The 25,081-nt window shown below is 55.6% G+C and carries 30 protein-coding genes and 2 tRNA genes; 19 read left to right on the top strand and 13 right to left on the bottom strand.

All coding sequences use genetic code 11. From position 1 onward, the window contains the following. The first annotated feature begins 201 nt into the window (after positions 1 to 201). The 3 genes from E0502_RS15235 (at position 202) to E0502_RS04140 (ending at position 2,795) form a co-directional block, all read left to right on the top strand. A complete protein-coding gene (locus tag E0502_RS15235; RefSeq protein ID WP_204517914.1) occupies positions 202 to 1,263 on the top strand; it encodes a hypothetical protein in 1,062 nt (353 codons plus the stop codon). Between the two features lie 252 nt (positions 1,264 to 1,515). Beyond that, positions 1,516 to 2,154 (top strand): hypothetical protein, encoded by a 639-nt coding sequence (locus E0502_RS04135; RefSeq protein ID WP_137676673.1) that lies wholly within the window; start codon positions 1,516 to 1,518, stop codon positions 2,152 to 2,154. A gap of 257 nt (positions 2,155 to 2,411) precedes the next feature. Further along, positions 2,412 to 2,795 (top strand): hypothetical protein, encoded by a 384-nt coding sequence (locus E0502_RS04140; protein ID WP_137676674.1) that lies wholly within the window; start codon positions 2,412 to 2,414, stop codon positions 2,793 to 2,795. Between the two features lie 49 nt (positions 2,796 to 2,844). Here the strand turns inward: E0502_RS04140 and E0502_RS04145 are convergent, their stop codons facing one another. After that, positions 2,845 to 3,447 carry a very short patch repair endonuclease gene (locus tag E0502_RS04145; RefSeq protein WP_338047308.1) on the bottom strand — a complete coding sequence of 201 codons (603 nt, stop codon included), beginning with the start codon at positions 3,445 to 3,447 and terminating at the stop codon, positions 2,845 to 2,847. Between E0502_RS04145 and E0502_RS04150 the strand changes: the two genes are divergently transcribed. The 7 genes from E0502_RS04150 (at position 3,372) to E0502_RS04180 (ending at position 10,041) form a co-directional block, all read left to right on the top strand. Beyond that, positions 3,372 to 4,949, top strand: coding sequence for a DNA cytosine methyltransferase (locus E0502_RS04150; protein ID WP_240048851.1), 1,578 nt, complete (start codon positions 3,372 to 3,374; stop codon positions 4,947 to 4,949). The genes E0502_RS04145 and E0502_RS04150 overlap by 76 nt on opposite strands. 144 nt (positions 4,950 to 5,093) lie before the next feature. Continuing rightward, positions 5,094 to 5,315: a hypothetical protein gene (locus E0502_RS04155; protein ID WP_137676676.1), complete on the top strand. Its 222-nt coding sequence runs from the start codon at positions 5,094 to 5,096 to the stop codon at positions 5,313 to 5,315. 16 nt (positions 5,316 to 5,331) lie between these two features. Further along, positions 5,332 to 7,284 carry a hypothetical protein gene (locus E0502_RS04160; RefSeq protein WP_137676677.1) on the top strand — a complete coding sequence of 651 codons (1,953 nt, stop codon included), beginning with the start codon at positions 5,332 to 5,334 and terminating at the stop codon, positions 7,282 to 7,284. Positions 7,285 to 7,287: 3 nt separating this feature from the next. Then, positions 7,288 to 8,100 carry a hypothetical protein gene (locus E0502_RS04165; RefSeq protein WP_137676678.1) on the top strand — a complete coding sequence of 271 codons (813 nt, stop codon included), beginning with the start codon at positions 7,288 to 7,290 and terminating at the stop codon, positions 8,098 to 8,100. A 1-nt stretch (position 8,101) separates the two neighbouring features. Continuing rightward, positions 8,102 to 8,875 carry a hypothetical protein gene (locus E0502_RS04170; protein ID WP_137676679.1) on the top strand — a complete coding sequence of 258 codons (774 nt, stop codon included), beginning with the start codon at positions 8,102 to 8,104 and terminating at the stop codon, positions 8,873 to 8,875. Between the two features lie 16 nt (positions 8,876 to 8,891). Continuing rightward, entirely contained in the window at positions 8,892 to 9,149 is a 258-nt protein-coding gene (locus E0502_RS04175; protein ID WP_137676680.1) for an IclR family transcriptional regulator, read from the top strand. Positions 9,150 to 9,156: 7 nt separating this feature from the next. Beyond that, positions 9,157 to 10,041: a CAF1 family ribonuclease gene (locus tag E0502_RS04180; RefSeq protein ID WP_137676681.1), complete on the top strand. Its 885-nt coding sequence runs from the start codon at positions 9,157 to 9,159 to the stop codon at positions 10,039 to 10,041. Positions 10,042 to 10,172: 131 nt separating this feature from the next. Here E0502_RS04180 and E0502_RS04185 read toward each other — a convergent pair whose 3' ends face one another. Further along, positions 10,173 to 11,084: a Druantia anti-phage system protein DruA gene (locus E0502_RS04185; protein WP_137676682.1), complete on the bottom strand. Its 912-nt coding sequence runs from the start codon at positions 11,082 to 11,084 to the stop codon at positions 10,173 to 10,175. Positions 11,085 to 11,563: 479 nt separating this feature from the next. Here E0502_RS04185 and E0502_RS04190 point away from each other — a divergent pair, with 479 nt between their 5' ends. Next, a complete protein-coding gene (locus E0502_RS04190) occupies positions 11,564 to 12,589 on the top strand; it encodes a hypothetical protein (RefSeq protein WP_204517916.1) in 1,026 nt (341 codons plus the stop codon). A gap of 181 nt (positions 12,590 to 12,770) precedes the next feature. Here the strand turns inward: E0502_RS04190 and E0502_RS04195 are convergent, their stop codons facing one another. Further along, positions 12,771 to 13,685, bottom strand: coding sequence for an ImmA/IrrE family metallo-endopeptidase (locus E0502_RS04195; protein WP_137676684.1), 915 nt, complete (start codon positions 13,683 to 13,685; stop codon positions 12,771 to 12,773). A gap of 2 nt (positions 13,686 to 13,687) precedes the next feature. Continuing rightward, positions 13,688 to 14,086, bottom strand: a complete 399-nt coding sequence (locus E0502_RS04200) for a helix-turn-helix domain-containing protein (RefSeq protein WP_137676685.1) — start codon at positions 14,084 to 14,086, stop codon at positions 13,688 to 13,690. Positions 14,087 to 14,207: 121 nt separating this feature from the next. Here E0502_RS04200 and E0502_RS04205 point away from each other — a divergent pair, with 121 nt between their 5' ends. From E0502_RS04205 to E0502_RS04235, 7 genes are all read left to right on the top strand, one after another. After that, positions 14,208 to 14,564, top strand: coding sequence for a multiubiquitin domain-containing protein (locus E0502_RS04205; RefSeq protein ID WP_204517917.1), 357 nt, complete (start codon positions 14,208 to 14,210; stop codon positions 14,562 to 14,564). A gap of 2 nt (positions 14,565 to 14,566) precedes the next feature. Next, complete coding sequence (locus E0502_RS04210; protein WP_137676686.1) at positions 14,567 to 14,983, top strand: E2/UBC family protein; 417 nt, start codon at positions 14,567 to 14,569, stop codon at positions 14,981 to 14,983. Continuing rightward, the gene (locus E0502_RS04215) at positions 14,968 to 16,380 is read left to right on the top strand and encodes a ThiF family adenylyltransferase (protein WP_137676687.1); all 1,413 of its coding nucleotides are present in this window, start codon (positions 14,968 to 14,970) and stop codon (positions 16,378 to 16,380) included. Before E0502_RS04210 ends, E0502_RS04215 begins: the two co-directional genes overlap by 16 nt. A gap of 86 nt (positions 16,381 to 16,466) precedes the next feature. Next, positions 16,467 to 16,730, top strand: coding sequence for a ubiquitination-like system serine protease family protein (locus tag E0502_RS15445; RefSeq protein ID WP_476704103.1), 264 nt, complete (start codon positions 16,467 to 16,469; stop codon positions 16,728 to 16,730). A gap of 217 nt (positions 16,731 to 16,947) precedes the next feature. Next, positions 16,948 to 17,187 (top strand): DUF3489 domain-containing protein, encoded by a 240-nt coding sequence (locus E0502_RS04225; protein ID WP_161593699.1) that lies wholly within the window; start codon positions 16,948 to 16,950, stop codon positions 17,185 to 17,187. Further along, positions 17,175 to 17,621 carry a DUF2924 domain-containing protein gene (locus E0502_RS04230; RefSeq protein ID WP_240048853.1) on the top strand — a complete coding sequence of 149 codons (447 nt, stop codon included), beginning with the start codon at positions 17,175 to 17,177 and terminating at the stop codon, positions 17,619 to 17,621. The genes E0502_RS04225 and E0502_RS04230 overlap by 13 nt, the downstream gene beginning before the upstream one ends. Further along, on the top strand, positions 17,614 to 19,191 hold the full coding sequence (locus tag E0502_RS04235; RefSeq protein ID WP_137676690.1) for a recombinase family protein: 1,578 nt from the start codon (positions 17,614 to 17,616) through the stop codon (positions 19,189 to 19,191). Before E0502_RS04230 ends, E0502_RS04235 begins: the two co-directional genes overlap by 8 nt. Positions 19,192 to 19,398: 207 nt before the next feature. Here the strand turns inward: E0502_RS04235 and E0502_RS04240 are convergent. Then, a tRNA-Thr gene (locus tag E0502_RS04240) sits at positions 19,399 to 19,474 on the bottom strand. Between the two features lie 20 nt (positions 19,475 to 19,494). Further along, positions 19,495 to 19,568: transfer RNA gene (locus E0502_RS04245), tRNA-Cys, on the bottom strand. Positions 19,569 to 19,690: 122 nt separating this feature from the next. Between E0502_RS04245 and E0502_RS04250 the strand changes: the two genes are divergently transcribed. Continuing rightward, entirely contained in the window at positions 19,691 to 20,470 is a 780-nt protein-coding gene (locus E0502_RS04250) for an acyl-CoA thioesterase (protein WP_137676691.1), read from the top strand. Between the two features lie 10 nt (positions 20,471 to 20,480). Here the strand turns inward: E0502_RS04250 and E0502_RS04255 are convergent, their stop codons facing one another. The 7 genes from E0502_RS04255 to E0502_RS04275 all read right to left on the bottom strand — a co-directional run bounded on the left by E0502_RS04255 (position 20,481) and on the right by E0502_RS04275 (position 25,050). Then, a complete protein-coding gene (locus E0502_RS04255; RefSeq protein ID WP_240048854.1) occupies positions 20,481 to 21,287 on the bottom strand; it encodes a crotonase/enoyl-CoA hydratase family protein in 807 nt (268 codons plus the stop codon). A gap of 69 nt (positions 21,288 to 21,356) precedes the next feature. Next, complete coding sequence (locus E0502_RS15265; RefSeq protein WP_240048855.1) at positions 21,357 to 21,686, bottom strand: winged helix-turn-helix domain-containing protein; 330 nt, start codon at positions 21,684 to 21,686, stop codon at positions 21,357 to 21,359. 50 nt (positions 21,687 to 21,736) lie between these two features. After that, positions 21,737 to 22,324, bottom strand: coding sequence for a JAB domain-containing protein (locus E0502_RS15040; RefSeq protein WP_161593700.1), 588 nt, complete (start codon positions 22,322 to 22,324; stop codon positions 21,737 to 21,739). After that, on the bottom strand, positions 22,276 to 22,674 hold the full coding sequence (locus E0502_RS15045) for a hypothetical protein (protein WP_161593701.1): 399 nt from the start codon (positions 22,672 to 22,674) through the stop codon (positions 22,276 to 22,278). Before E0502_RS15045 ends, E0502_RS15040 begins: the two co-directional genes overlap by 49 nt. A gap of 119 nt (positions 22,675 to 22,793) precedes the next feature. Beyond that, positions 22,794 to 23,093 (bottom strand): hypothetical protein, encoded by a 300-nt coding sequence (locus E0502_RS04265; RefSeq protein WP_240048856.1) that lies wholly within the window; start codon positions 23,091 to 23,093, stop codon positions 22,794 to 22,796. A gap of 93 nt (positions 23,094 to 23,186) precedes the next feature. Further along, on the bottom strand, positions 23,187 to 23,822 hold the full coding sequence (locus E0502_RS04270) for a helix-turn-helix transcriptional regulator (protein ID WP_420813467.1): 636 nt from the start codon (positions 23,820 to 23,822) through the stop codon (positions 23,187 to 23,189). 28 nt (positions 23,823 to 23,850) lie between these two features. Next, positions 23,851 to 25,050 carry an LL-diaminopimelate aminotransferase gene (locus tag E0502_RS04275; protein ID WP_137676695.1) on the bottom strand — a complete coding sequence of 400 codons (1,200 nt, stop codon included), beginning with the start codon at positions 25,048 to 25,050 and terminating at the stop codon, positions 23,851 to 23,853. Positions 25,051 to 25,081: the final 31 nt, after the last annotated feature.

Raw genomic sequence — 25,081 nt, forward strand, 5'->3', positions numbered from 1 at the left:
CCAGTTGCGTTGATGTGCCACGGCAATACAGCCAGCAATCCCAGTCTAAATATCTGTACTATATATTTTTTATCTGCAGCGTTATAAATGTGGGCATTCCAGCTTTCCTATGTGCCCATTTTTTGCTTGCACCGAAACTGGCATGGGCCTATCAAGTGGGTAATCCGGATTTCCGGGACGCCCATTTGATAGGAATTTGCCATGCAGTCTCTTCAGCACGAGTTCGATATTCGCCTCACCGCCTTCCAGGAAAGCTATGAATGGGAAGAGTGCGACGGCCTCGTTCGGCCCCTTGCGCTAGCCGGTGATCTTATTGAGTCCGCAATCGAACCGGTAACTGCCGCGCGTGCAATGTACGCACTTAGGCACGTGCTTTCGACGGCCCCCGAAAGCGAAATGACATGGAGCAAACTCGATAATGAGGAGCCAACGCTCGAATGGCGTGCGCAATGGGAGGACATCGATGCCTATAACGACACCTTCTGGCCCGAAACGATGGAGCGAGCACACGATCTCAATGCCTTTGCCTACTACGGCATACTTCCGTCGTGGTCTTTCCTCAGCGAGGATGGCGAGAAACCTCAGAGGATACTCGACTCTCTCGATGTCCCAGCGTTTGTTACCGGAACAATCGAAAATTTGACCGGCTTTCTGTCGCTGTTCGGTCCCGGCAGCAAATTCTACGGGCTCGAGGCGATCCAGACGACTTGTCTGGCTGCTGCAGGTCGCCTGAAATATGATAATGATGAACCCATCACGGTTCATGAACTCGCGGCGCTGAGCCGCGTGACAACCAAGCGGCTCCAGAATGCGATCTACGCAAAGTCTGCCGACGCGCCGATCGTCTCCAGGGACGGATTGATTGCTCCAGCCAGTGCTGAAAGTTGGCTCACAAAACGGGATTACATGCCTTCGATCTGGAAGGACTATTTATCCGGCGAGTGCTGGAAGTCAGAGTCAAATGACATTGCGCCAAAGAAGCTCGAAGAGCCGGAAGAATACCTCTTCGTCCCGGAAGCGCGTGATGGGACGATTTTCGGTCCGAAGTCCTGCCTGCGTCCCGGCCGCCCTTCAGAGGAACCGCATTACACAATCGGGGCCAAGGGCGAAGAGCAGGATTACGAGAACTTCGAGGATGCTCTTTCCGCGCTCACTGCCATGGCCACCCCCCGCTGGCGTCGCCCCAATGAAGCCGGGAATTTCGGGATAGTGACAGTCGAACGCTGGCGGCGCGTCTCCGCCCGGGAGCTTTCACAACTCTGAGCCACGCTCCCCAGCCCAGATTATCAGCGCGAACATATCAAGCGGTTGGCTCCTCCAAACCGCCCCGGCGCTTCAGCCGGGGGAGGACCAACCGAGGGTGGCTAGTCACCATCCGGGCGCAGCCGGCGGTCGCCCAAAACACCGGCAAGATGGAACCAGGGTCTCTCACCTTTGCCTTGGCGATCCATCTCCTGAACGCGGGGTCCGCGTGACAGCCGGAGAGACGGCAAACTAATCCTACAGGAGATCCTCATGGCCCCCACCCTCCACAATACAGATCTGAGTTTCGATCGGTTCGTCGCCGAGCTCAGTAGCCTTTCAAATGATGAGCTGTCCGAACTGATCGGATCGGGGTCGATACTCGATGAGCCTGCGTTCTCCATGGGTCGATCATCGGATCTTGCCGCCTTCTATGCCCCTTTCGACTGGATCAATGAGGACGCTAATATTGTCCTTCTCGGAGTGACGCCTGGCAAACAGCAGGCCGAGGCGGCGCCTGCTGCGCTCCGACACTCGCTCCGCTCGGGTAGTTCAGTTGGTGATGCCATGCGCATAGCAAAACAGTCGGCCTCATTCGCGGGAGAGATGCGAACAATCGCAACCCGGCTCATGGATCATTTCCGCATGAACGACCTGTTCGGGCTGGCTTCCGCATCAGAATTGTTCGGCCGATCCAGCAACCGTGTGCACTACACCTCGGTCGATCGCTACCCGGTTCTCCAAAAAAAAGGCAGCCAACTGGATCAACTATCCAGGCGGAACTTCAAGGGCCGACCTCGAAAATCCACTTTTGCAAGGCATGGTTCGAGACTACCTTATTCCGGAATTGAAGATGCTGGCGAATGCCTGGCTTGTTCCATTCGGCCCTACCCCGGCTACCATCCTCGCTGAGCTTTCAGAACAGGGAATTGTTGACAGCGGACGGGTCCTCGCCGGACTGAACCACCCCTCGGGCACGCAGTGGAACCGGCATAAGTGTCAGCTTGGCCTGGTCAATCACGACCTATGCGCAGCGAATGTCGGGTGTGGGAAGATACAGGCTCGTTTGCGGGAGTTGAGGGCGGCGGTCTCGGCACATCTTGGCGGAGGGTAAGTGGTCTTATGTTAAGAGAGATTTGACGTCACCGATCTGGGACAGGGAATAGAAAATGGAATCGGCCATTCTGCTAATTGTCATCGTACTTGGTGCCGCGTTTGGACTTCTTCAGATGAGCACTGATGCGGCTGATCAAGCGCAGCCGATATATAATATCAGACAGATCACACCGGATATGGTCGATGAGAGGATCAGGACAGCAGACAAGATATCGGTGACCATACTCCGCCGTTCTGGTTACGAATACGACGACTGCTCCCGGGAATTCTCCAATGTCAGTTCTGCCTTGAACTTTGCGGCAGGTAGGTTTGCGAAAGCAGGGCTTGATAGATTCCGGATAGTTGAGAATTCAAGGAAACGATTTCGAATTGCAGCGGCTTATGACAGCCCAGGGGCAAGAAGGACGGGGGAAATACATGGGAGGCTGTGTGATTGAACCGTTGGAGACCTGACAGCATGTCCACTGTGGGCGCAATCGACAGTGCTTATTTGACGCCAAATTCGAGACTGTCGGACCTGATCCAGTTGCCAAGCTCATTGACCAGCTCGTCAATGTTCTTTCCCCGAATCTGGCACTCCCAGACAACTGCAGTTCTCCAGCCCGCATCCTGCAACCTTGCGAGATTCGCTTGGTCACGCGCGACATTTGCAGCGAACTTATCTGCCCAGAACTCAGGACGCGTTGCGGGCGTTGTCGCATAGCGACAGGCATCATGTCGGTGCCAGAAGCAACCATGGACTTCGATCACGGCTTTCCATCGGGGGAGGACGATATCCGGTCGTCCCGGCAACCTCCTGTCGTGCAGGATGAATCTGAAACCTTCAGCATGGAGCGCTCTCCGCAGACGGAGCTCTGGCTTCGTGTTCTTGCCTCGTATCCCCGACATCATCCGAGAGCGGGTCTGCTTGTCCACTACATCAACCACGTTATGGCTGCCCTTGCCCCGAGAACCTGGTATGTACTTACCGTAGCGCATTTTCCGAGGAGCCGCACTTGCCTGCAATCTATGGCGTGATCGATCTGTTTGCTGGGCCTGGCGGTCTCGGTGAGGGGTTCGCCGCGCTTGAGGTCGATGCATACCACCCATTCAGGATCGGGATCTCCGTCGAAAAGGAAGAGTCGGCACAGAAGACACTTCGGCTTCGCGCCTTCGTGCGTGAATATCGCCAACGACACGGGCATCTGCCCGAGGAATATATCGGCTTCCATGCTGGGGAGCGAGACGAGCCTGATTGGGAGCAGGTCGACATCGAAGCGTGGCAGCATGCGAATGCCGAAGCTCGATTGCTCGAGCTTGGAACGGAAAGCGCTGCAAAAGAGATCGATTGCGCAATCGCGCGCATCGGCCAAGGACACGATGAGACAATCCTGATTGGCGGACCACCGTGTCAGGCATACTCGCTGGTCGGGCGAGCCCGTTCCCGCGGGAAAAAGGATTACGTTCCCGAGCAGGACGGACGACACTTTCTGTTTCGAGAGTATATCCGCGTCCTCGACAAATTGAGGCCCGCGATCTTCGTTATGGAGAACGTCAAAGGCATGCTCTCCTCGATGGTACAGAACCAGCGCGTTTTCGAGATGCTTATGGAAGACCTTGAATCGCTGGGGCACGAAGGTGAGTCATTGTACGAGCTACGAGCCATTACGATCGATGATGACAGTATAAGCCTTAGCGAGGTGACGGATCCGCGCGACTTCATCGTGCGGACTGAGAATTTCGGGGTGCCTCAGAGGCGACACCGGGTCATCATTGTCGGAGTTCGGGCAAATAGAGCGCCCCAAGCGGCAAATATCTCGATCCCCTTGCCCTCACATGCAAGGGCCAGTGTGCACGAAGCGATCGGTAGTCTGCCTGCACTGAGGAGTGGTCTCAGCCCGCAACGGCTGGACGATGAAGAGGCGTGGGCAGAAGCAGTCCGGAAAGCTGCTGATCTACTGTATGGATTGGCCCTGGAGCGCCAAGACAGCCAGCTGGTCAAAGAGGTCGAAAAGGTACTGGCCGCTTTGAAAGTCGATGCTCCGAAACTTCGGGCAAGCCGCCGCCTTCCGAAGGACTATGGCAAGTCGAATGGGCCGCTCATGCAATGGTTGGAAAACGATGAGCTGCGTGGCCTTGCTCAGCATCAGACACGTGGGCACATGGAAAGCGATCTCGCCCGCTATCTCTTCGTTTCAGCTTTTGGGAAGGCTCATGAAAGGAGCCCAAAGGCGAGTGAGTTCCCGGCTCAGCTGGCCCCTGACCATGAGAACTGGGAGTCTGGAAAGTTCGCCGATCGCTTCAGGGTGCAGATTCAAAATGAGCCGGCAACAACGGTCACCAGCCATATCTCAAAGGACGGTCACTACTTTATCCACCCTGACCCAACGCAATGTCGGAGCCTTACGGTTCGTGAGGCCGCTCGGCTGCAGACATTTCCAGATGATTATCTGTTCCTCGGCAATCGCACTCAACAGTACGTTCAGGTTGGCAATGCGGTACCGCCCTATTTGGCGCGGCAAATTGCCTTGCTGCTCCATGCTGTACTCGAGGCTGGTGAAAACGGCGTAGTTTCGCAGGAAAGCACAGAGCCCAACTTCGTCTTTTCCTGAGCTATTTCAGATCACTGTTATCATCTGCACGCTCAGCTGCGAATTCCATCCCTGCATCCATATCCCACACATTTGGCAAACTTTCACCATATGTGTTGCGTTTCTGATGAAAATATGATCTTTTTGGGTCACTGGAGGCGAATCATGTCGGAAAAGCGTGAGAAATTTGTACGATTGGCAGAAAACAGAGTGAACAAGGCACTCAAAGATATTCAACTGATCGGCAATCTTTGTAACCGGAACGCGTACGAGTACACCGAAGGCGACATAAGAAAGATGTTCCGCGCGCTTCAGGAGGCGCTGGATTCATCCAAGAAGCGCTTCGTCGAGAGCGGCTCGCAAGCTCGTGGCGAATTCAAACTCTAAGAGGTGGAACTGATTTATGTGGGTCTTTCCGAAATCCGGTCCTTTCGACAGCAATCGGAAATCGAAGCTGGACGAATTCTTCAGCGCGCAGAATGCAGCGACCTCGGTCGTTCGAGAGGCAATTCAGAACTCGCTCGATGCGGCGAGAGCAGATGCTGATGGACCGGTGCATGTGAGGTTTTCGCTGTCAGAGCATGCGTGGGAGGAGATCGAACCTTTCGCCTCAACCCAGGATGATGGTCTCAATCTTAACGACCACACCAACTGCAGCGATCTCGGTCGATACGCAGAAGACCACGAAGGAAAGCTTGTTCGTTGCCTCGCGGTCGAGGATTACGGAACGAAGGGACTTACGGGTTCAACCGACAAGAACAAGGCACTGTCGGGCAGCAACTTCGTCGGGTTCTGGTGGAATGAGGGGATTACTGGAAAGGGCAAGGGCACGCTGGGAAACCACGGCGTCGGCAAGACGACACTGACGCGGGTCTCTGGCATGTCCACGTTCTGGGCGATCACCAAACGCCATGATGACAATCGATCATTCATGATCGGCTTCTCAAACCTCCCATTCCACCAGATGGATGGCTGCAGTTACCTCGGTTACGGCCGATTCGGAGAGACAGCAGATGGTGGCGAGAAATTCCTACCCCTCGAAGACAGGGAGACGATCGGATCGTTCTCCGATACCTTCGGACTAGACCGGAATGACTATGGTCTCTCGGTACTTATACCAGCCGTGCATTCTAGCATTGAGCATGACTCGATGCTGGAAGCGGTGCTCGAGGACTACTACTGGCCCGTTCTCCGAGGCAACCTCACTGTATCAATCCGTGATGCAGCCTCTGGTCAGGAAACGCATGTTTCAGCCGATACGCTCGATGATTCAATCGCTGCCTTGAAGGACAAGGCAAAGGCGGAGAAGCTGACGCGTATAATCGAACGTGCACGCCATGTGATGGCGATGAAGGAAGGGCACCCAAACTATTTTCTGGGTATTCAGCCAGTTGTCGACGGAGAGGAGGAGAGGAACAAGCGAGCAACGCTGAAGGCTTCCTGCTTCACCGTCGACAATCTCAATCTCATCAAATCCAACTTCGAGAAGGGGGAAATGGTTGGCGCCCAGTTCAGTGTAGAGTTGGTGCCAATTGATGGTCAGCCCGTTACCGGCATCTTCGAAGTGTTCCTTCAGGCAGCGGCGGAGAGCGGTCGGAGCGGTATCAGCCAGTTCATACGCAATGGGATCATTATCTCCGAGCAGAGGGACAACATAACCGGGCGTTTCGGGAGTTGCTTCGTGATCGTCGAGGACCGGGAAATGTCTGATTATCTCGGTCTAGCCGAAGGACCAGCTCATACGAAATGGCTCCTCGGCAAGCTGAATGAACACAAGAAGTTCAAATCGGATTGGCCCCTTCGCTTTGCAATGGATGCGGCAAGGGAGCTCTATCGCATCCTCGTGGGTGAAGACGAGGAGAAGGACAAGCTGGAGAATTTTGCAGCGGATATCTTCTCGATCAGCAAACCGTCGAGCGATCCAGCAAACAGCGGGACCAAGAACAAGGGCAAGAAGACCGATAAACCCACCCCGCCCAAACCCGAACGTTCGGTCGAGCTGGTGAGAGTGGACAGGGAACAGGCAAAGACGGGGTTCTCGATCGTACCCGCTAAGGAAATGGATGAACTCATGAAGGAAGAAGACATTGCCTTCCCTCTCACGATCAAGCTCGAAGCTGCCTACCTGTCGGTCGGTGGGAATGCGCGGTCTTTCAAGGACTATTCCTCGATCGACTTCGACTTCGCCGACTCAATAGAGGTAGAGGCCTCACCTCCCGATGCGGCGAAGATAAACGTGCGCTCAGGGAACAAACTCGAAATCGAAGTGCTCGCTCCGGACTTCGAAGTGGTCGCGAGCGGCTTCGACAAGCATCGCGATCTCCTGATCAAGACCGATCTCAAGGTGGGGGGCTGATCGATGGCAGTTCGTACAACCTTCGTCGACAAGTGGAATTACACCAACCGCAAACGCATCAAGCAGAAGCCCGAGCTGTTTATTGTAGAGCAGGTCAGCCGCACACCAAACACGGTCAATCTGAGGGTCCAATGGGATCAAGCTGAGATTCTCAAGGAATCTCGCGTCGACCCCTCAATTAAGCGGCTGCTCGTCCTCGATGTTCTCTTCCTCGGCAACACGCAACGGCTCGAGCTGCCTGAAGGTGGGGCAGCCGAAGAGTTCGTGATCGAGGAATGTCCCGATAATGCGATATTGGAGTTTCGCCTCAAGCTAGTCTCCAACGAAGAGGAAACCCGGGGCGTCCTGTTGGCAGCGACCTCGCCATTCAAGCTGAAAACTGGGTTGGGGCCCAATGAAGGATCCTTCGTTACAAGTGGGTTCTTCCATCCAGAGCTTTCGGATAGCCTTGGATCGAGAATCTGGGCGGTGACCTGGCCTGCGCCTGATGCACCGGTGATTTCCCTTAACCGCTCATATTTCGAAAAGTCGAAGGACAAGCCCTATTTTGCGGCCCATCTGTTTCCGGAAATCCTGCGGGCGGTCATTGGCGGCATATTGCTCAGAAACGATGACCTCGAAGTGATCGAAGAGCAATCCGCTGCGGATGAATGGCTCAATTTCGTCGAGCAGATTCTCGAGTTCCCTCTGCGCGGTGACGATGCCGAGCTAGAGGCGGGCAATGAAGAGCGCTTGGAACTCGTTGAAAAGATTGTGTCGGCCTTCGCCGACAGAAAATGGCGGAATGGGAATACCCTACTTGAGGAGCTGATCTGACATGGAGCTACGCCAATTCAACGGCCAAGGCATTAAGGCATTCAGGGCGCTGATTGATGCGGAACGCGAAAAGGTTGAGCCGCGCAAGCCTGCGCTTGTCGCCGAACCATTCTTCTTGGAGGTGGATGCCATCGCCAACGATCCCGAAATGACAATACCTGTGCCGGGCGGCGAGGAAATCGACCCCAAGATCCAGTTCAAGGATCGATTCCATATGGGCGATTATCTATCTCAAGTCCTGCCTTCGGATCTGTCTGTGGTGCAGCATTCCAACGCCGGGCTCTGGGCATGGGTTTCAGCGATATATCTGCGACAGCTGCTCGAACGACAGAAAAAGGGGGGACGTTCGAAACTGTGGAGCGCCTACCGCTACATTCCCGGCGAGTATCAGAAGTTTCGGTACTACCGTCATCTGGCCTTTATGTCGTTCTGGCTGCGGCGTGCTTTTGGTGAAGAGGTGGCGAAGTTCTTCCTCTCGCGGCCTGCGCATGCGCACTCAGATGCCATGGAGCAACTCTACACTCAGGATCGCGACTTCCTCGCTTCGAAAGGGCTGATGAAGGCAGCGGTAGAAATGTACATCGATCCGACAACCGGAACGATGAAACGAAATGCTCTCGGGAAGGCCACACCAGGAAGTGCAAGGCGTCTCGCTACGAAAATCGCGAAGCAGCTCCAGATGAATTACGACCTTCAATCAATGGACAAGAATGAAATCTATGCCTTGCTCCCGCCAGAGTTCGACGATTGGCGGCCATCAACCATTGGCGCATGAAACAGAGGATACCAGAATGAATAATGGCGTAGAGTACCGGCAAGCTCAGTTAGCGATTGCGGAGCTAAAGGCAGCGGTTCTTTCCCTGCTTGAAAAGGCGCATAGCGGCATGTCGAATGCAGCCATAGGTCGCTCGCTAGGGATCTATGCCGGTCACAAACGCCATGAAGGACATGTCTCGAGAACGCTATTGGCGATGCTCGAGGCAGAAGGGGTGGTTCAACAGGATCCTGATGATCAGACTTGGTCAGTTCGAAGCCACATGCCGAGCTGATTGACCAATGATCTACAAATATCTGCCTTCCAGCCCAGAGAGTCTGGAACTCCTACGTTCGGCTGAAATCAAATTTGTGCATAGCAGCACGACTTGCGACCCCTTCGATTTTGCGCCCGTCATCATCGACGGCGCACCGAAAAAACAGGAAGAGGAACGGTTCACGGCTGCTCTTTCAGCCTGGGGCTTTGATGATCCGGAGGAAGCCGAACCCCACCAGGAGTACTTCGAAGAAATCGAGGAATACCAGCCGAGCTTCCCCAATCTCATCTCGAAGACATTCTATTCGAGCTTTTGTCTGCGCCCAGACAATCCTGTGATGTGGACACGATCAGCTTGCGGCATGACCGGGTTTTGTGTCGGCTGCAAGGAAGAAGCCCTGATAGGAGAAGGGCGCGCTCAAAGGTTCATAAAGGTCGATTATCAGGACGATCGGCCGATCGTGGATGCATTCCTTTATGCTCTCGCGCTAGATCAATATAACTTTCACAAATCGATGATGCCTGAAGAAGAAGTCATCGGAGAGTCGTGGGCGACCATGGAAGCGATCTGGGCTGCGGCTTTCGCCACCAAGAGCCGTGATTGGGTGGCTGAGCAGGAAGCGAGGCTGCTAATTCATGATACAGAAGACACGTATGAAGACAGCCAGGAGCCATCAATTCGTTGCCCAGATTCTGGCGTGGTCGAACTCATATTGGGCGAAGAAATGGCGGTCCAATTGCGGGAAAGGCTGATCGCAACAGCCAAATCCGCATTTGCAAATGTTCGGGTCTTCGAGGCAAGGGCCTCAAAGACTGAATATGTGATCTCAGTCGCTGAGTTACCGACCCTCGTCAGCACGACATTGACTGACGAGCCGGTCCGAACGCCTCAACTGGGTAACGACAACTAATTTTATGTTAAGTGGATCGAGCAGGTCTGGGCGTCATCAGAACGCCCGCTTCCTGACGATTTTCGCGTTAAGCCGCCCTTCGGCTAACTACCCGATTACAGCATCACGCATATAACCGCGGTTACACGGGGCTAAATTCGCTTTCGCCTAGATGGGAATTGGCGCACCAAGATGAGCTTCTTACGCCCATGATTTTGTCGGCGGTCAGACCTTCCCGATCGCGCAGTACCCTTCGTCACACCTACGACCCTCCAATTTGAAGCCAGGTAGCAAGTGCCTCTAAAGAGCGTCGGATCGACGAATGTCTCTGCCCATCTCAGTTCTACGCGATAATGCTTCCTCCAATGACTCATCGCATGCTTGGTGGCGAGAGAAAGGACCCGCGAAGCCAAATTTGGCACCCGAACCCAGGGAAGAATGAGAAAGCGAGTGTTGTTGACGCCTGCCTCGTGAAAGGAACCGCCGATATCGTTAGTCGCCAGATATTCGTCACGCGGTTGAATGCGAAGGCAGGGATCCGCCCAAGCTAGACACGCAATCGGGCGATTGCCGAAGAACACCAACTGTCTCAAGTTTCTGCCGACGAGAGGTTTCCGCCCAAGATAATGAAACTCTTCTACAAGGCCGTTCCAAAGTTGCGCCTCAATTGGATCACCGACCTTATGAACCCTCAAATCATAGACAGGAGGCGTGATCTTCGTTTGATCAACTTTCACGGTTCCCGAAGAAGCGAAAGCCTTGCGTTTCTCTAAAGGAACTAATGGAGGAGGTAGCTCAACAAGGCCACGTTCTTCGAGCCTGCGCAAAACGTCGCGCATAGCCGTCTCTTTCAGCTTCCCATTCTGCTGCCGGTAGGAGAATTCTCGACAAAGGATTTGGCTAGCATGAGTGCGACCGCGACTATCATTAAGAACCCGTCGAACTGTCTCAATCTTTTCATCATTGAAAGTGAGGCCGCGGATTTGGAAGTCACTCCTAGTACCAGAATCGGGTGGCGCGTGTTCAGCGATTTGTACTTCTCTATCCTTTGCTTCGACTATCATTCCGGTCCTTAAGTAAAGAAAAATCTAACGAGGAGTTTGGCAAGTCTATGTCCTTTCTGCCGCGAAGCGAACCTCACATCAGGAATTGCCCACGGCTGAGTTACGAGTGTAGGTAAGGACTCCCTTCACCCATGGAGTAGCATGTCTAGCACTTTCCCAGTCGATTTTCGCAACGAGAGTACGTTGAATTTCTCCGACATTTCCAGCGAGGAATGGCGCGAGTATCACTTTGAGTCTGGAACAGTGGTTCGAATTGTTAGCCCTCTCCGCCTCAACGTCAGCGCAAGTGGCGGCCATCGAATCTTCGATGCCAAGGGGCAATCGCATTATATTCCTGCAGGGTGGATACATCTCAAGTGGCAAGCGAAACCGGATGCGCCGCATTTTGTAAGATAGATACAGGGGCACAGTTTTTGATCATACTACTTTCCTCGGCGCCATTGAACCGACCACGCTACTCTGATGATATCATACGCGTCATGGCTCAGCCCTTGGGCGGTCAGATGCAGTTTCGATATGATCAGCAGTGGATGAGTGATGAGCTTTGGGGGCGTATCGACCGCGAAGGCTTGGCAGGCGAGTGGGGATTGGTCTGCTTTTTGTATCAAAGCCCTCCGAATGCGCCAAACAAAGTAACGCCGGTTATTGTTCCTTTGCGATATGTGAGGATTATACGGGCGGAGAAGATTGGATCCTCCTGTATAATCGTCTTCGAAGTAGGACAGTTTGCAGCCTGCTTATCGGATTCAGATGTCCGATCGAAAACCGTGTCCGGTGATCAGTCGAGCCTTCCAGGTGTTGCTTCGAAGAATGGCACGAAATACGCGTTTCAAGCGGAGTTGTCCCAGCCAAGAACTTCGAAGGACCTCAACCTTCGCGCTTTTGAGACAATCGCGGCTCGCCTGAGCCAGTATGCTCCATTCAATAGCGACGAGACGGTCTATTATACGCTATTTCGAGTTGCCAAAAAGCCTGCAATGAGCTGGTTTGGCACTTGGCCAAGACCTGAAAAGATAGCGCGGGCTTCCTTTGGCGCTTACGAACTATCTAGTGGGTGTGATTACGAGTTTGAGGTCTATGCTCTCCGCCATTTCTCAAGCAGCTCATCAATTCCGGTAACTGACATTGCGCTGCAGGTTCTTCCGTTCGGTGATGACCTCAGATTCATCAGTTCCACAGAGAATACGATCGACTCACGCTACGACGTTAAGCGCTTCGTTTGCAGTTCCGACCATTCGCTGCTCCAACGTGTGAGTCGCTGTAATATTGTCCTGTCAGGACCAGCCGGTGTGCGACCCAGAGAAATTACCATTCCGGTAGTCCTGCAGAGAAACGTTCTACTCGGCGGGGCGAAATGGGTGCTCTTAACAGTGGGTACGGCTATTGCGGCAATTACTGCCTTAATCGCATCTGAAAAGTATTCGACAGGAGCGGGTCTGTTAATCCTCGCTGGTGCAGCTGTTGCTGCCGTTGCTGCGCTCTTTCCCTCCATAAAAAAATACTGAATGCTAGCCGCTACCCCCTGGCGATCAACAAATGAGCTAACAATTTTATGCATGAATTCCGGTAATATCGGGCCCTGTCACCCACAGGCGGAGCTATGCGCAGCCCCGACTGAAGTCATTCTAATCTGGGTCGTAGTATTTTCTCAGGTAGCTTCTCAAAAGCTGGATTCACGCACTTCGGTTAGTTGAGTAGTATAGTTGTTCCACCGAGCGCTTTGATAGGATATACAAGCACTAGAATATTGTAGGTCGTATCGAAAGCTTCGCCGACACATTCATGTTGGTCACCGTTGAGGTCGGTAAGCGTGAGCGTTGTTGGCCGCGTCATTTTCCGACCAATCGGCACCAGCGTGCCGATTGTATGATCGGGCGTGATTGCGCTTTCTTGCGGGTTGCCGAACTCAGCCTGGAAGCGCGGCGATGCTTCAATCCGCCTGACCTCAGCCCGAAAACCAACTCCCTGCACGAATTCAGGTTGCTCCAACACATAGACCACGCAAGCGCGGGCATTCGTACGTGCGAATTCACGGACAGATGAATAAAGGGACGCCCCGAATATCTTGGCAAGCTCCATCGGCGTCTTAAGTTCGAAAGTCAGGTCAGCAGCCATCTGTTGGTATCTGTCTCCCTTGAACAAAGCGAACCGCGCAAAATTGTTGGCCTCGCGCTCAAACTGATCGGCGATGTCAGGAGCAAGTGTTTGGTCACAATCTTGGAAAATCCGGAACATCTTTTTGTGCCACGGAAGATCGTGATGGCCCGTCTCATGAAGCTTTAAAAAGGTTTGCTTCGATTGAACGACCGAGTCATCGATGTGAATAAGACTGTCGGAAGCATCGTAGATACCGCGAATCTTGGAAAGAGCCGTTTTGACGTTGTGTGCGGCAGTTTCTGCCTTTCCCTTGAGGTATGCCAAGATTTGCGCCGGATCGAACATGCTGTGTGGAGCGACGGTAACCTTTGCCGCGCCAAGTAAGTCATCAATCGGAATTGGAAATCTGTCCCAAGCGTCAGCGCGATCAAGAAGAAGCCGCGCCCGCTCTTCAACGGCACGCAGCTCATCAGGTTTCAGACTGCTATCGTCAGGTTTCGGCAAATCTACTTCTTTCGACTTCGCATAAATTCAAGATAATCCATCAGCTCTTGCTCTTCCTCGGCGGTCAGGTTGTGTTCGGCAAAAGTTGCTACGCGTCCATGGCGCTCTCCGCTTCTCCGCTTCGAAGATGGTGTGATGTAGCCTGCTTTGATCATCAGTTTCTCCAAACTGATCTCGTATAGCTCTGCCAAGGCATTTAGAGTGTTGGGCGATGGTTGCTTGATTTGTCCGTTCTCGATCTGGCTCAGATACGCGTTTGAAACCTGTTTCTTAGAACGCTCTTCAACAGCGCGCAGGCTTAGCTTCCGATCCTTTCGAATCGACGCAAGATATCTCCCGAGTGATATTTCTGCAGCTTCTGGCTCAGATACTCCTGCATCCCTTTCTTTCGTTTCAGCCATGATACCTCACCTCTCGTTAGCCCCTGTGTTTCAGGGGCTATTGTCCCCCTGAAATGCTTGACTTGTCAAGCGCGCATAGAAGATGCTTGATATATCAAGCGCGCTATGTAATGTTGGGATTGTGGCCGCCGGATTGGCCGATGGCACAGAGCTGCAGAAAGACACTGACATGACCGACAAGACAATTCTGGACGAGGTAATCGACATCGAGGAATTCGCGAAGCGGGGCGAACCCCCTCCCCTTGCAAAGGCGTATCGTATCCGCGTCAACGGCGAGAAGTTCACCGTTGAAAATGCCGAGCCGACCGGACGAGAGATCCTAAAGATCGCTGGGCTCACTCCGCCCGAAGACTACACGCTCCGCGTCAAGCAGGCAGGTGACCGCCCCCGTAAGGTCGACCTCGACGATACGGTCGATCTGCGCAAGCCGGGGGTCGAGAAGTTCAAGGCGTTGCCCCGCGACCAAACGGAGGGGTAAAAATGGAGTTTCGTCGCGATTTTGAACTCCTACCGGAAGACCGTCAGTTTCTCGAAGACTACGGTCTTCCATGGGAGACCGTGATCGATGGATCGCATTGGGTGTTGGTGCATCAGTTCCCGTCCCAGCATGAAGGGTACAACCACGACACTGTTTCGATCGCGATTCGGCTCGGAACCGGCTACCCCAATACAGCGCTAGACATGGTATACGTTTTTCCCCCGCTGGCTCGGAAGGACGGGCAAACCATTGGTGCCACAAATGCTCAGCAGAGTATTGTCGGCAAATCATATCAGCGTTGGTCTCGCCACCGCACCCAGCAGAATCCTTGGAAGATCGGTCAAGACGGGATAGGCACGCATATCTTCCTTATTGAAGATTGGTTTGCGCGGGAGTTCCAAAAATGCCCGCCCCGGTAAACCTTGCGCTCACGGGCGACCAGCATGGCCACCTTCACAAGCTTCTCTATCCTGGCGATGGAAATGAGGCTGTCTCGTTTATTCTGTGTGGTAGGCGGGACGGTGATAGGCGAATGCGCCTCACCGCACGAGAAGTCCACGACATCCCTTACGAGGATTGCGAGATTCGCACGCCATCCATTGTGAAGTGGTCGCCCGACATGATCGACCATATTCTTGAGCGCGCGGCAGATGAGGGTCTCTCGGTCATCAAGGTCCATTCCCACCCCAACGGCTACGGCGCATTCTCTGAGCGCGACGATCGGTCGGATTGGCAGCTACTGCCAATGATCAGGGGCTGGGTCGAAGGCAACCTCATCCACGGAAGCGCCGTCATGCTACCCGATGGCCAGATGTTTGGGCGTGTGCTCATCGGCGAGGAGTTTATCCCGATCGACTGCATCAGCGTAGCAGGTGATGATCTGCATTATTGGTATGCGGACGCCGGTAGCGCCACCATTCCCGACTTCACAGCTTCGCACGCCCAAGCCTTCGATGAAGGAACGATTGAGCGCCTGCAGCGACTTTCCGCAGCCGTGATTGGTGCTTCCGGGACAGGTAGTCCTACCGTCGAGCAGCTTGTGCGCCTTGGCTTCGGCGAGATTATCTCGGTTGACGACGATCATATGGAAGAGCGGAACGTCAACCGCATCATAAATTCGACCATGGTTGATGCAAAAGATGAGCGCCCCAAAGTCGATGTACTCGCTGACGCAGTGAGACGCACCGGACTCGGCACAAATGTTATCCCTATAAAGAAGAACCTTTGGGATCCTGATGTCGTCCGAGTTGTCGCGCAGTGCGACGTGGTTTTCGGGTGCGTGGACAGCGTTGATGGACGCTATCTGCTCAACTCGATCGCGACCTATTACAACATTCCCTACTTCGACGTGGGCATCCGTCTGGTCGCCGATCCCGATGGCGAAAGGAAGGGCCGCATTCGGGAGGTTTGCGGAACGGTGAATTACATCCGGCCCGGTCGGTCCAGCTTGATGAGTAGAGGGCTGTTTACCATGGAGGATGTCGCAGCCGCTGGGCTTGCCCGAAATGATCCGGCTGCGCACGAGCGGCAAGTCAAAGAAGGCTATATCCGGGGCGGGCAGGGAAATCGCCCAGCGGTGATCAGTGTCAACATGCTCGGTTCTTCACTCGTCGTGAACGAGTTTTTGGCTAGGTTGCATCCGTTCCGTGAAGATGGAAACTCCGAGTATTCGGAAGTGGTCTTCAGCTTGGCCAGTATGGAGTTGTTCTATGACCCAGAGGAAGGCGTCTGCCAGCTTCTGAGTCCGCATGTCGGTGCCGGCGACGTCACGCCCTTGTTGCGCTTAATCGAACTCGCGCAGAGGAGCAAAAAATGAGGAGTGTGTTTAGCTACATAATCCATCTGTGGCGCCCCTTCGTCGAGACGCTACTACCAAGATACAAAACCGCCGAAGTTGAGGAGATGCTCCCGGCGAAGCTGAAGCCACGTACTCTTTACATCGTTTCAGAAGATGGCTTCGAAGAACAGGCGGCTATGCTGTGCCCTTGCGGCTGTGGCTGCACACTTCATATGAACCTTCTTGCCGATGAACGGCCTTGTTGGCACGTAAACCGCCATAAAGATGGCTCTGCAAGCCTGCACCCCTCTGTGTGGCGCAAGAAAGATTGCAGATCGCATTTTTGGTTCAGAAGGGGGCGCGTTAAATGGTGTCACGACCTTCGGTAACTGGCGCTCCGCCATGGATTGAAGTTGCTATCTCCGCATACCGAAGTGTGCTCGCGGGATTCGATGTCAGAAATTGGGCGCAAGGCTGACGTTCCGGCTGGACTGTTGGCACAACCTGAGCATTGCTGTCCGCTACGTAAGCGCCGCGTGAGCCAGGAGGTTCAGCGGCTTGGGTCAGTGCAAGGCCGGATGCTCCGGCCCGCACAGGAGACCCATGATGACCAAACAGAAGACGGCTGCCCGCAAGACCAAGTCAGCCACCGTCAATCGCTTGCTGCGCCGTGCGAAAGGCGCAACTCTGGGCGAGATCGAGCAGGCCACTTCGTGGCAGCCGCATAGTTGCCGCGCCTTCCTGAGTGGAGTTCGTAAGCAGGGCATTGCCTTGGCCAAGGAAGAGCGAGCCAATGGCGAGACCGCATACAAGGTGTCAGGCGAGGCAGAACCGTGCCGCGCCTGAACATCGATGAGCTTGAAGCCATGTCGCCTGCGCAGCTACGGGCGGCATGGCGGGAACAATTCAGGAGGCCTGCCCCTGAGGTCGGACCAGCACTTCTGCGTCGGGGCCTGTCCTGGCATATCCAGGCGCGCGTGCATGGCGGGCTTCCGACTTCAACAAGCAAGGCAATCGATCGGGCCTGTTCGCTGCTCGAGCGAACCGGATCTGTCACATCGGATCGAACCATCTCCATCAAGCCGGGCACACGGTTGGTGCGCGAGTGGCATGGCAAGACTTACCATGTGCTGGTGCTCGACGAAGGCTTCGAACATGATGGCCGTCGCTACGAGAGCCTGTCACAGATCGCTCGAGCGATAACCGGTACTCACTGGTCAGGCCCGCGCTTCTTTGGTCTGCGCTCGCGCTCTGCTCAGGGAGCGGCCGCAGATGGCTGAGAAGAAGCGCTGTGCGATCTATACGCGCAAGTCGACCGAGGACGGGCTCGACCAGGACTTCAACAGCCTGGATGCACAGAAGGAAGCCTGTGCCGCCTATATCCTGAGCCAGGCAGCCGAGCGCTGGGAGAAGGTTGCCGAGCACTATGATGACGGCGGCTGGTCAGGGGGAACCATGGAGCGTCCGGCGCTCAAACAATTGCTGGCCGACGTCAAGGCAGGCAAGGTCGATATCATCGTGGTCTACAAGGTCGATCGGCTGACCCGCAGCCTTGCTGACTTTGCCAAGATCGTCGAGATCCTCGACCAGCACGAGGCTTCGTTCGTCAGCGTGACCCAAGCCTTCAATACCACCAACTCTATGGGCAGGCTCACGCTCAATGTCCTCTTGTCCTTCGCGCAGTTCGAACGCGAGGTCACCAGCGAACGCATCCGCGACAAGGTCGCGGCGTCCAAGAAGAAGGGCATGTGGATGGGTGGTCCCGTGCCACTCGGGTACCGGCTCGAAGACCGCATGCTGCACATCGAACCTGCAGAAGCAGAGACGATCCGCTTCATCTTTGATTCCTATTGTGCGCTTCGCTCGGTACAGCAGGTCGTCGATGCGCTGGACGCGAAGGGGGCAAGAACCAAGCTGCGCCAATACAAGAGCGGCAAGACAGTCGGTGGATGCCCGTTCACCAGGGGCATGCTCGCACTCATGCTCAAGAACCCGATCTATAGCGGCCAGGTCAGACACAATAACGCGGTCTACGATGGACAGCACGAAGCGATTATCCCGATCGAGCAGTTCGAGCAGGTACAGTCCATCCTGAAGCAGAACACACGTGATCGGCGCCTTGGCAAGTGCGCCAGAACACCAAGCCTGCTGACCGGTATCATGAGCGATCCCGATGGCCGTCCGATGTCGCCAAGCCATACGACGAGACAAAAACGGCGCTACCGCTACTATGTGACACGCTATGTTCCCGGTGAGACAAGGGGCACACCATGGAGCGTGCCAGCGGGAGAACTCGAGAAGGCAGCCGTGCGCCTGACAGCGCAGTGGCTGCGATCCAACAGTGAAGGTGGTGTCGACCAGATTGCTGCAAGGCGGGAGCTGGCGACAGACTTCAAGACCATGTCAACGGTTGAACAGCGCGCCATCCTCCTCGAACACGACCTGCAGTTTGAACTGACCAACGAGACGCTGGTTCTTCACAATCGAGAGGGCACAATCCAGACAGCCCTGCCGGTCAGACTGGTCTCGCATGGCGCCGAGAAGAAGCTGCAACTGCCACCCGATGCAAACGCGGCCAGCAATAGTCCCGACCCGGTTCTTCTCAAGCTCCTTGCCCAGTCCCGTGCTGCGCAGCGAATGATCGTGGAAGGAAACGAGGAACCCACCGTTGCCCACTACAGCAAGCGCCACCTCTGGCAGCTTCTCAGGATCGGATGGCTCGCGCCGGACATCACAACGGCGATTGTCGAGGGACGCCAACCGGTCGGGCTGGCAGGGCGCCGGTTGCTGCGGGCATCGGCATTACCGCTCGACTGGGCAGGCCAGCGCGCCTTTCTCAGGTTTTCCTGAGAACAACCCTACCCAAACAGCATCTGCAACTGGTGCCACGATTCTGGGCCCTTGAGACAATCGGCCTGTTCGAAGTCAATGCCCCGCGCCAGATTGGTCTCAGCTCGCGGTCCACCAGACACACGTCCCGCTAACCCACCGTAATGTCGGCAGTACATTGCGAGTTTCACTTGGAGAATGGTGCCAGCGGGAAACTGAAGGACTGGGTGGTGCCGCTTAGCAGACTCGAACTGCTGACCCCATCATTACGAATGATGTGCTCTACCAACTGAGCTAAAGCGGCATGCTCGCAAAAGCGAGAAGTGGAGGCCCGAGCCGGAATCGAACCGGCGTGCAAGGATTTGCAGTCCTCTGCGTAACCACTCCGCCATCGGGCCTCGTCCCGCCTTTTTCGCGGGAAGCGGCGCTCTAGCGAGTCGTGCGCAGCAAGGCAATCGCTTACTGGCGCTTTACGTAACGGCAATCTGGCCAAGCACGGCCAGAGTAGTATGGCTATGCAATGAGCGCGCGCCAATTGATTGAACCCATCGAAGCCCGACTGGGCCGGACCATGCTTCCGGAGGCCGAAAACTGGATGCAGGGGCGCACGCTGTATGGCGGCGCTTCAGCCTTTATCGCTTACACAGCTGCCCTGCGCGCTTTCCCCGAGCTACCGCCCTTGCGCGCAGCGCAAATCGGGTTTGTCGCACCGGTTGGCTCGGAGATCGAACTCTCGGCTGAAATCGTCCGGCAAGGCCGCAACGTCGCACAAGTGCGGAGCGAAATCCGGTCAGGTGGCACTGTTGCTCTCACCGCGTTCTGGCTGTTTGGCACGGAACGCGAACCCAATGCGGCGCACCCAGCGAGCGAGATCGATGACTGGCCCGGCAAGGCGCAGGATGCGGAGCCCGTTGCGGTGGGCAAAGGGCCGTCTTTCCTGCGCGAGAATTTCGAATTGCGCCGGGCACAGGACGAGAGAGGCCCCGGCCAGCCGGTGGTTCGCCGATGGCTACGGTTGATCGACAGATCCGGTCTCGATCCGGTCTCGGAAATGATCCTGCTTGGTGACACATTGCCGCCCGGTGCCATGCGCGCGATGCAGCGTCAGGGCCCGATCAGTTCAATCAACTGGTCGTTCAATTTGCTCGATCCTGCGCCGGATACGAACGAGGGTTGGTGGCTAGCCGAAACGGCCAGCGAATGGGCGGATCTGGGCTATTCGAGCGAACGGCTGCGATTATGGAATAGCGACGGTCGTCAAATGCTATCGGGCCTGCAATCGGTTGCGATCTTCGGCTAGGCAGCGCGGTTCAGACGTCTTCGAATTTCGGCCGGCGTTTAGCCATTCCTGCCATGACCGCTTCGATCTGGTTCTTGGTCCGCATGATACCGTGTTGCTCGATGCTTTCTTCCATCAGCAGCTCGTCCGTTTTCCCGTCCGCCATTTTGTTGGCCAATCGCTTGGCCCCGCGAATTGCATGCGGGTTGCGGTTGGCGATCTGAGTTGCAATTGCGGTTGCCTCCGACAACGGGTCATCGTGGACAAAGGTCGCAAGGCCATATTCCTGCGCTTCCAATCCGCTGAATTCGCGGTTCGTATAGACCAGCTCACGCAGGATGTCGTCGCGCACCAGCCCGCGCCACAAGGCGTAACCGCCCATATCGGGCACGAGGCCCCATTTGAGCTCCATGATCGCCATCCGTGTTTGAGGGTGCGCCACCCGAATGTCTGCGCCGCTGGCTATCTGTAGCCCGCCGCCAAAACACACCCCGTGCAGCGCGGCAACCACAGGAACCGGCAATTTGCGCCACTGCGTTGCGACCTGCTGGAACTTGTTCGAATTGCCGTATGTGCGCTCGGTCAGCTGCGGCTCATCCGGCTTCGGCGGGCGTCCAAAGCTTGCGGTATCGAGGCCGGCGCAGAATGACTTGCCTTCGCCTGACAGAACGACCGCGCGCAGACCCGACATCTCGTGTAGTGCGCGCCCCGCCCGGATGATCCATTCGAACATGTCCGGATCAAGCGCGTTCATCTTGTCCGACCGGATCAAGCGAACCTGTGCCACACCGTCTTCACCCAATTCGATCGACACGCGATCGTTTGTCTCGAACTTCATTCTCTCGCTCGCCTTTGTTCTGCGGCGCTATCGTTGCTGATTGCCTGGCCCATGTCCAGCGCTTCTCATTCAGCCTGCAGCGACAGCATGCGCGTCGCAGTCGAGAAAGTAGGCTCCGCGTTTGAGATCGGTTGCGATGAGAGAGTCCAGTTTGAATCGCGCGAGCTTGCGACGAACTCGGGCGATTGTAACAGCAACCCGGTTGGTTTCGGGATCATGCCGCAAGCGCCAAACATCGCGCAGAAGCTCCAGCCGGGAATGGCGCTGGCGAGGCCGTTCAGCGAGATACCACAGGACTTCGAATTCACGTGGATGCAGACGCAACCAGTCTTCCTCTATCTGGGCGTCTCGATGAAACAGGTCGAGCAAGACCGGGCCGGCCTGGATCTGCCGGGGCATGGAAGGGAAATTTTGTTGGTGGTCTGACGACCGGTCCATCGGGTCCGACCTCAGTTGAAATGGCCACCAGCCCGCATGCTGTATATTTTCGATCGGGTCACAATCAGATGATCGATCAGGTCAATCTGCAATTTCGCCGCTAGGTCGGCCAGCTCGCGTGTCGCCAGCTTGTCAGGTTCGCTTGGCGTGCAAATGCCCGATGGATGATTGTGCGCCAGCATGATGCCTTGCGCCCCGACAGTAAGTGCTCGCCTGAACAATTTAGCCGATGTCAGCCGCACCGTGTCCGGTCCGCCGAGGCCCATCTCTTCATCCAGCAGGTAACTCTGGCCAGCTCCGCTGAAAATGACCAGCAGCCGCTCTTCGTCACAAAAGCCGATCCTGTCGCGGATGAATTTGGCGAGCGCTGGATCGGAAATGTCGACCCGGCGGCTCAACATGTCCTCGCGGCTGGCAACATCGAACAACTCGCGCGCGGCGAGTAGCAGTTCGCATGTCTTGGAAAATGGCCCAGCAGCGTCGAGCAGCGTTTCGCGAGGCGCATCCAGCGCCCGACGCAAGCTACCGAAATTCTTGCGAAGCCGCGCAGCTAGCTCGTCGGAGGCATCGCCTGCGAACGGGGCGAGGAGCTGCGCCATGACCTGTAACTGCCGTGGCGCTGCACTCGCTTGTGATGGAGCCAGATGCCCGATCCCAGCGTGATGATCTGCAAATAGGATGGCCCCACGTACATTATCACATACGCGATCGGAGATATCTGATCCGCGAGCTCCCTGGCGAAATGGGCCAGCAGCGCTATGATCTGAAATCCTGCCATCCATAAAGTGTACATCCGGTTGGCCCGAAGGGCGACTGCAACCATTGTTGCCACGACTATGACCTCTATCAGAAGCAACCCTGGGTCGACTTCCATCAGTTGAGCGTAGCGGCCAAAGATCGATAGGTAGGCCTTGCTCGACAGCGTCATCGCCAAAAGCGTCCATGCCATCCACCTTTCAGGCCCCCCGCCGTAGCGCTGCGCCGCCAGGACGAGGACAAGAATAGCTGCGAAGTATCCTACCAATCGATAGTCGTTCCATATCTCCCAGAATGTCAGCGCTCACCCTCCTAGGCTGGTTCTTTTTCCTCGGAGGGCACTACCATTCCAAGTGCGGAAGGCGAGATGTTTGTCGTATCACCGCCGTCGCCACCGGCGAATTCGCGTGCAATCTTACTAAGTTCATCATGAACGCGAAGGAGATTGGTCGACATTCCCATGGCTTGCTGCTCGATCTGGGAAACGCGCATCAACGCGCGCTGCCCCACGTCGACCGGCAGCTCGGGGTTCTGTCGTGCCAAAAGCATGGCAGTCTTCAACTTCGAGAATGCGACCATTGCTTCATCCGAAACCGCTTCTGCTTCGCGCATCAATTTGCGGATGTGGAGAATGTCTTCGCGTCTAACTGTGGCCATGATTTTACCGATCCATCTGCATCCGCAGAAATCCGGTCTCGACTCATGTCAGCCGGTCTCTGCGCCCTGTGCCATGCTCGTGATTTCGTTTCCGTCCATCGCTGCACTCAGGCTTAAAGAGGCCGTGATGACCAGAACAACCAGGGCAATAGTGCCGAAGGCAATCCCGATCATCACGGCAAGCCGGTACAGGACAGCGTTTTCGCCATCGAGCGCCAATGGGACAACCGCTGGCTCCCGGGATCCTGACCAAGGCACATCGATGAGGACGTGATGCGCATCGGAAAGGACGATCTCGCCAGGGTCGACCCGGGATTGCTTCTGGTCGGCTTCCGGCTCTTCCGGCACTCGAGAATTTATGTATGCAGGTTTTCTGCAGGGGTTGTCTTGTTTATTTTCAGAAGGTTGCTCGCCAAATTTTTTTTGGCCAGTGCGGTGCAATTCGACCAAATCGGGCAAGCTGGCGGCGCCATAGATCTCTTTCAGAGCCTTGATGTGCTGATTGACCCGGCTTTCGGACACGCCAAGATCGGCCGCGATCACCTTGATCGGTTGTCGCCGATCGATCGCTTCCATCACTGCGCTCTGTCGCGGGGTCAGCTTGGGCGAAGCTACCGCCACCATTCGTGCCTCCTTTTTCAAGCAAGCCCATGTAAACCATGGCCCGCGCTTAGGCAAACGCATCAATAGCCATTAAGTTCTGACAGCAGGCTCAGGCAGCTGAACTGTTTATGCCGAGCGATGCGAAGTAGCGTTTTATGTTGCGCGCCGCCTGCCGCAACCTCTGCTCATTCTCGACCATCGCAATGCGCACGAAGCCTTCACCTTCTTCGCCGTATCCAACGCCAGGGGCCACCGCAACATCGGCGTGCGTCAGCAATTGTTTCGAAAATTCAAGGCTGCCCATGTCCTTGAGCGCTGGTGGCAGCGGTGCCCAGGCGAACATGCTGGCCGGCGGTGGCGGGATATCCCATCCGGACCTGGCAAAGGATTCGACCATAACATCACGCCGCTTGTGATAGCGCAGCCGGTTTTCTTCCACGACATCCTGCGGTCCATTCAACGCAGCGCAAGCTGCAGCCTGGATCGGCGTGAAAGCCCCGTAATCGAGATAGGATTTCACCCGGGTCATCGCCGCAATCAATTGCCTGTTGCCAACCGCGAATCCCATGCGCCAGCCAGCCATGGAATAGGTTTTCGAAAGAGAGGTGAATTCGACGGCCACGTCTTTGGCGCCCTCGACCTGCATGATCGATGGGGTCGGCTTGCCATCGTAGTAGAGCTCGGAATAAGCGAGATCGGACAGAACCCAGACCTCGTTTTCCTTCGCCCAGGCGACCAGCCGCTCGTAGAATGCCAAGTCGACCACTTCGGCGGTCGGGTTCGACGGGTAATTCACCACCAGAACGCTGGGCCGCGGGACGGTAAACGCCATCGCATTGTCCAGCGCACGCCAATATTCCTCGTCAGGCGTGGTCGGAACGGCTCTGATCGTCGCGCCGGCAATAATGAATCCAAACGTATGGATCGGATAGGAGGGATTGGGGGCAAGAATTACATCACCGGGGGCAGTGATGGCGTTGGCGAGGCTCGCCAAACCCTCTTTCGAGCCCATCGTCACGACAATCTCGCTTTCAGGGTCAAGTTCGACCCCGAACCGCCGCAAATAGTAATTGGCCTTTGCCTTGCGCAGGCCCGGAATGCCTTTCGATTGGGAATAACCGTGCGCATCGGGCTTCTGCGCAACCTCGCACAGCTTGTCGATCACATGCTGAGGGGGCGGATTGTCCGGGTTCCCCATACCCAGATCGATAATGTCCTTGCCCGCCCGCCGCGCCGCATGCCGCATCGAATTCACTTCAGCGATCACATAGGGCGGCAGACGCTTCATGCGGTAGAAATCGGTATTCATCGGGTCGGCTCGATCCTCCATTGCGGCCCAA

Origin of the sequence: Parerythrobacter lutipelagi, from assembly GCF_005434975.1 — a bacterium.
Lineage (GTDB): Bacteria > Pseudomonadota > Alphaproteobacteria > Sphingomonadales > Sphingomonadaceae > Parerythrobacter_A > Parerythrobacter_A lutipelagi.